Here is a 5,128-nt window from a genome sequence, read left to right as displayed (position 1 = left end):
TCCAGCCCATCGCCACCAGCAGCTCTTCCATGGAGGAGCGCGTGCCGGAACCGGGATTGCCGACGTTGAAACGCTTGCCCTTGAAGTCCTCGAACTTCGCAATGTTGGCTTCCTTGCGGGCCACCACGGTGAAAGGTTCAGGGTGCACGGCAAACACGGCGCGCAAATCACTGAAAGCGCCATCCTTGTACTGGTTCACGCCCTTGACGGCGTTGTACTGCACGTCCGATTGCGTGAACCCGAAGTCCAGTTCGCCGGCCTTGATGGTGTTGACGTTGAAAACAGACCCGCCGGTGGATTCCACCGAGCAGCGGATGCCGTGCTTGGCGCGGTCCTTGTTGACCAGGCGGCAAATGGCGCCCCCGGCGGCGTAATACACGCCCGTGACGCCGCCCGTGCCTATGGTCACAAACTTCTGCTGGGCCATGGCAGGTGCAGCGGCAAGCACACCGGAAAAAGCCGCTGCTGCGGCAAGGGCTTTAAAAACAAACGCTTTGGACATTGCAATACTCCTCGTTGAAAAGTCGGTCGGTCAGGATGATGAAAGTGCGGCCCGGATGGCGGCATCGAGCCGCTCGACGATCTGTGCCAGCTCGGAATCGCTGGTGATGAACGGCGGGGCCAGCAACACATGATCACCATACCGCCCGTCGACCGTACCGCCCATCGGGTAAACCATCAAACCGCGCGCCATCGCCTCCTTCTTGATCCTTGCATGCAGTTTGCGTGCCGGGTCAAACGGCTGTTTGCTCGCCCGGTCCTGCACCAGCTCGATCCCCCAGAACAGGCCACGCCCGCGGATGTCCCCAATTTGGGCATGCGCGCCAAAGGCGTCGAGCAGCAAACCTTCCAGACGTGCACCGCTCTCCTGCACGCGCGCCAGCAGTCCATCACGCTCGATGACACGCTGCACCGCCAGCGCCGCGGCACACGCCACGGCATGGCCCAGGTAGGTATGGCCGTGCTGGAAAAAGCCGCTGCCCGAAGACATGGCTTCCACAATTTTTCGCTGCGCCAGCACCGCACCGATGGGCTGGTAGCCGCCGCCCAGGCCCTTGGCAATCGTCATGATGTCGGGCACCACGCCTTCATAGTCGCAGGCATGCAAGGTGCCAGAGCGGCCCATGCCGCACATCACCTCGTCCAGGATCAGCAGCACGCCATAACGGTCGCAGACCTCGCGCACCGCCCTGAAGTACCCCGGCACGGGCACGAGCACGCCGGCCGTTGCGCCGCCTATGGTTTCGGCCACGAAGGCGATGACCTTGTCAGCGCCCAGGCGCTGGATCTCTCCCTCCAGTTCCCGGGCCAGGCGCTGGCCGTACTGCTCCGGCGTCTCGTTGCCAAGCTGCTCGCGGTAGGGGTAACACGGCGCCACATGTGTGACCGGAATCAGGATGGGGGCAAACGGCTCGCGCCGCCACGCGTTGCCGCCCACCGCCAACGCACCCAGCGTGTTGCCGTGGTAGCTCTGCCGGCGCGCGATGAAATGTGTGCGCTGCGGCTGGCCGTTTTCGACGAAATACTGGCGCGCCATTTTCATCGCCGCCTCGACGGCCTCGGAGCCACCGCTGACAAAATAGACGTGGCTCATGCGCGCAGGCGCGGTGCGAATCAGCTGGTCGGCGAGTTCCTCGGCAACCGCCGTGGTGAAAAAGCTGGTGTGCGCGTACGCCAGGCTGTCAATCTGCGCATGCATCGCCGCCAGCACATCGGGGTGCCCGTGCCCCAGGCAGGACACCGCTGCACCACCGGACGCATCAATATATTGCTTGCCGCCGGCATCGGTCAGGTAAACACCTTTGCCGCTGACGGCTACGGGCGGCATGTGCTGGAGATGGCGGTGAAAAACGCGGGTCGATGTCATGCAGGGTCCGGAGGTGGGATGACAGCCAGTGTACGGAAAGCACACTCGCTGCGTGATGCTGATTTACCGGAACCCCATAACCAAAACTCATGGATTACTGGCGGCACAAGCCACCCATGAGTTGCGGACATGGCGCCCTGCCCTGTCGGCATTTTTCAGGACGCATCGGATGTCCTAAATTCAGCGTGTACTCACCAACCACTGGACAAACCCATGCATGCGTGCATTCTGGGAGCAGGCATCACAGGCCTGGCCACCGCCTGGCAACTTCACCGCGAGGGCTTCGAGGTCACCGTGATTGATCGTGCGAGCGCAGGCGCCGGTGCCAGCGCCGCCAACGGCGCACAACTGAGCTACGCGTATGTGCAGCCGCTGGCCGACCCCTCGATCTGGCGGCAACTCCCGCAACTGCTGCTGGCCAGCGATTCACCGCTGACACTGCGGCCGCAGTTCGACCCGCAGCAATGGGCCTGGGGCCTGCGTTTTCTGGCGGCCTGCCGCGGCAGCGTGTCACGCCAGACCACGGCCCAACTGCTGGCGCTCGCCGCGCAGAGCCGGGCGGGTTTCGAGCAACTGCTTGCCGAGGAGCAACTGGATTGCGATTTCTCGGCCACCGGCAAGCTGGTGCTGTACCCGGACACCGCTTCATTTGCTGCGGCGCGCCGCCAGATGGCGCTGCAGCGTGCCCTGGGCAGTGCGCAAGCCGCCGTGACGGCGCAGGAGTGTGTGGCCATCGAGCCTGCTCTCGCGCACCACCAGGCGCTCATCGCCGGAGCCATCCACACACCGGGCGAATGTGCGGCCGATTGCTACAAGGTCTGCCAGGAACTGCTGCGCCTGCTGCGTGCACGCGGCGTGCGCTTTCTATTCAACACCGAAATCACGCGGATAGTGCTGCGCGGCGGCCGTGCTATTGCGGCGCTGACACCTGCTGGTCCGCTGGAGGCCGATGCATTTGTCGTGGCCCTGGGCAGCGCGTCGCGCTCGCTGGGCCGCACGCTGGGCCTGCATCTGCGGGTGTACCCGCTCAAGGGTTACAGCATCACCGTGCCCATCAATACGAAGACCGGTGCCGCCCCTCATGTGAACGTGACCGATGCAGCGCGCAAGCTTGTGTTCGCACGCGTGGGCCAGCGCCTGCGGGTGGCGGGCATAGTCGAACTGGTGGGCGACAACACGCAGATACCCACCACACGCATTGCCTCCCTGACCAGGGGTGCGCGCGAGCTGTTTCCAGAGGGCGGTGACTTCTCCGCCTGCGAGCCCTGGGCCGGCCTGCGCCCGGCCACACCTACCGGCCGGCCCATCATTGGCCGGCTACCGGGTGCCCCGGCCAACCTGCTGTTCAACACCGGCCACGGCGCGCTGGGTTTCACCCTGGCTTTTGGCAGCGCGCAGCAGATTGCCGCCTTGCTGCACGCAAGCCCTCGCTCTACGCAATCTGTTGCAGAGCCTGCGTCATACAGCGTGTGAAGGCCCGGCTCACCAGCGAGTTGGGGCGCGCCGTGGGCCGCAGCGCCTTGACCGTCACCGGGATGGCGGGCTCCAGCGCCAGCACATCCACCTTGCTTCGATCAGCCGACGCGGCGGTACAGCCCTCGACCAGCGCCACGCCCACACCATGGTGCGCCAGGGCCAGCGCCACATGGTAGGTCTGCACCGTCATCACCGGCTTGAGCCCGGGACTGCTCTCGCGCAACACATGGCCCAAGGTCACGCCCAGCGGGTCGCGGTTGTCCAGCGCGATCACCGGCAGGTCGGCCAGCTGCCCGAAGCTCAGCACACCCGCCTTGAGCTGCCGCGCGCCAAGCAAACCCTTGGGCACGATGCACATGACCTGCCGCTCGCCGATCAATTCGTGCGACAGCGCCGGATGGCTGATGGCGCTGAAAACATAACCCACGTCCGCTTCCTGCAGCACCAGTGAAGAAACAATCTGGGGAGAATGCAGCGCCTCATGAACCACGGCCACGTCAGGGTACTTCTCGCGAAACAGCCGGATGGCGCGCGGGAACACTTCATAACTCAGCGCCAGCACTGTCAGCACCCGCAATTCGTCTTGGTTGCCGCGCCCGGTCTTCAGGCTGCTGGCCAGGCGCTGGACCTCGTCAAGCTGGGAAAAGAGACGCTCGATGTGCGGGTACAGCGTCTGCGCCTCGGCCGTAGGCGTGAGTCGGCCCCGCACGCGCTGGAACAGCGCAAAACCTAGCTGGATTTCGGCGTGCTGCAGCGTGCGGCTGACAGCCGGTTGGGTGATGTTGATCAAGCGCGCTGCCGCACTTACGCTGCCCGTGAGCATGACTGCGTTGAAAACTTCGATGTGCCGCAGGCGCATGTTTTTTCTTTCTCGCCAGCGGAACGGTTCATGAAGCCGGCAGCCGTATTATGGGCAACAGGCCAGTTCCGCTCCGGTCATCGCCGCCCGCCATGCAATACGGCAGCGCGCCGACATGCCGATACGCAACGAATTACCCGCAGCGCACGCGCTGAACAACACCCGTCGCATCAACATCCAGATTAAGCCGCTGCGCATTGAACTCCATGGTGACCACCTGCTTCGGCCAGAGCACCCGCGCCATGTAGGAACCCGACCGCTGACGCGCCTCCTCGACCGTGCTGGCCGCGGCCCTTTGGCCCACGGCGAACTGGGCGCCCTCGGCATTGCAGGCTGTTCCAGGCGGAGGCGGCGGCATGGGGCTGCTTCCGGTGGAAGGGGTGCCCGGCGCGGCACAACCTGCCAGGGCAACAAGACCCGCCAGCGCCGCGCTTGCCGTGATGAGTTTCAAAGACATAGGTTCTCCGTGATGAAAGCGCCACCATACCGCAGCCAGCCGGACGAGACGTCCACTTTTACGACTGGTTGCGCAGGAGACAGCCAAATACGGTTGCAAAAGTTTCCACGGCTTGCATGCCCCGATGCGCCGGGGTTGCATTGGCTTGCAATTTCACTACAGCAAGCTGCCCCGAACCCTGATTCGATTGAGCGGCTGTACCAGTTTCTTGCCTCCCACGCACCATCGTCTTTGTCCCGCCGGGTTGACCCATAGGCCCCCCTCCGCCACATTGAACACAAGGATCGAATAGAACACACCGCCCGCCGTTACCAAAGCAAGAAAATAGAGGGACGAGCGAAAGACGCTGCGTTGCAGAAAATCGGGCGCAAAAAAAACCGACCCTGTCCCGGTGTGGGAGAGAGTCGGTAGTCTTGGCGGAAACGAAGGGATTCGAACCCTTGATGAGGCTCTACACCCCATACTCCCT

Annotated in this window: 5 protein-coding genes; 1 reads left to right on the top strand and 4 read right to left on the bottom strand. The window is 63.9% G+C overall.

Annotation, left to right across the window (positions count from 1 at the left end; translation table 11 throughout):
- Both ABI660_RS22925 and ABI660_RS22920 read right to left on the bottom strand, forming a co-directional pair.
- Window positions 1-502, bottom strand: a 502-nt coding sequence (locus ABI660_RS22925) for a TAXI family TRAP transporter solute-binding subunit (RefSeq protein WP_348072490.1), incomplete at its 3' end; no start/stop codon positions are given.
- 30 nt (window positions 503-532) lie between these two features.
- Window positions 533-1,867 (bottom strand): aspartate aminotransferase family protein, encoded by a 1,335-nt coding sequence (locus tag ABI660_RS22920; RefSeq protein WP_348072488.1) that lies wholly within the window; start codon window positions 1,865-1,867, stop codon window positions 533-535.
- A gap of 213 nt (window positions 1,868-2,080) precedes the next feature.
- Here ABI660_RS22920 and ABI660_RS22915 point away from each other — a divergent pair, with 213 nt between their 5' ends.
- Window positions 2,081-3,340 (top strand): D-amino acid dehydrogenase, encoded by a 1,260-nt coding sequence (locus tag ABI660_RS22915; RefSeq protein WP_348072486.1) that lies wholly within the window; start codon window positions 2,081-2,083, stop codon window positions 3,338-3,340.
- Here ABI660_RS22915 and ABI660_RS22910 read toward each other — a convergent pair.
- Window positions 3,300-4,202: a LysR substrate-binding domain-containing protein gene (locus ABI660_RS22910; RefSeq protein ID WP_348072484.1), complete on the bottom strand. Its 903-nt coding sequence runs from the start codon at window positions 4,200-4,202 to the stop codon at window positions 3,300-3,302. The genes ABI660_RS22915 and ABI660_RS22910 overlap by 41 nt on opposite strands.
- Before the next feature lie 133 nt (window positions 4,203-4,335).
- A complete protein-coding gene (locus ABI660_RS22905; RefSeq protein WP_348072482.1) occupies window positions 4,336-4,659 on the bottom strand; it encodes an I78 family peptidase inhibitor in 324 nt (107 codons plus the stop codon).
- Window positions 4,660-5,128: the final 469 nt, after the last annotated feature.

Origin of the sequence: Polaromonas sp., from assembly GCF_039930745.1 — a bacterium.
In the GTDB taxonomy this organism is placed as follows: Bacteria; Pseudomonadota; Gammaproteobacteria; order Burkholderiales; family Burkholderiaceae_C; genus Polaromonas.
Note: the sequence above shows the minus strand (reverse complement) of the source record. Positions and strands in the feature narration are given on the sequence as shown.